General features: G+C 72.5%; 1 protein-coding gene and 1 pseudogene. Both read right to left on the minus strand.

Annotated features, from left to right (window positions below):
• Positions 1–493: pseudogene (locus KBX53_RS34145) on the minus strand (hypothetical protein); the annotation flags it as partial.
• A 59-nt stretch (positions 494–552) separates the two neighbouring features.
• Positions 553–996: inositol monophosphatase family protein (locus KBX53_RS34150; RefSeq protein ID WP_305798006.1), on the minus strand; the 444-nt coding region annotated here is incomplete at its 5' end.

Consider the following 996-nt stretch of genomic DNA (forward strand, 5'->3'; position numbering starts at 1 on the left):
CAGCTGCCGAGCTGAACGCCAGCCCGGCCAGGGAGCCGAGGGCCACCGAACCCGGTGCCCCGTGCAGCCGTACGGCGAAGACACCGAGCACCGCGATCACCCCGAGCGCCACCAGCAGGGCTATCGAACCGGCGGTGCCGAGCTGCTTCGACGGTGCCGGCCGGGCGGACAGCACCAGCGCGGTGATCCCCGCGAAGAGCAACGCCAGCAGCACCACCTCCGCCGCCGGCAGCCGCCACTTCAACACCAGCACCCCGAGGATGGCGGTCACCCCGAGCCCGGCGGCCACGCTGGCCTGCACGAGGAACAGCGGCAGGTCCCGTCGGGCCAGGAAGGCGAGCACGAAGCCGCCGATCTGGCAGCCCAGGCCGACCAGGTACGTCCGATGCCCGGCGAGGCGCAGCAGCAGACCCGGATCGAAGGTGTGGTGGACAGTGGTGCGGGCCGCCGCCACCGACTGGAGCAGGTTGGCGAAGCCGTACGCGACGATCATCGCCGCGAGGAAGCACCAGCCGGAGGAGACCACCTGGCGAGGATAGAGGTTGCCGGGGGTCAGCGCGCGGCTGGTCGATCGAGGCGGGTGAGGATGTCGGCGTGCAGCACACCGTTGGTGGCCACCACGCTGCTGTCGGTGCCCGGGGCGCCCGCCGGGGCCGGTCGACCGGACAGATCAGTGACCGTGCCACCCGCCTCCGTGATGATCGGCACCAGCGCCGCCACGTCCCACAGCGACAGCTCCGGCTCGGCCATCACATCCAGTGCCCCCTCGGCCAACAGCATGTAGCCGTAGAAGTCGCCGTACGCCCGGCTGCGCCAGCTGTCCCGCATCAGGTCGAGCACCGCGTCGAGCCGGCCGGCCTGCTCCCACCCGTCCAACGATGAGTAGCAGAAGCTGGCGTCCGCGACCCCACGCACCGCTGACACACCGATCCGCTCGCCAGCCGTGGGGCCCGGCCCGGCGTACGCGCCCGCGCCCGCGCTGGCCCACCAGCGTCG

It is taken from the genome of Micromonospora sp. M51, assembly GCF_018070305.1.
GTDB classification, from domain to species: domain Bacteria; phylum Actinomycetota; class Actinomycetes; order Mycobacteriales; family Micromonosporaceae; genus Micromonospora; species Micromonospora parva.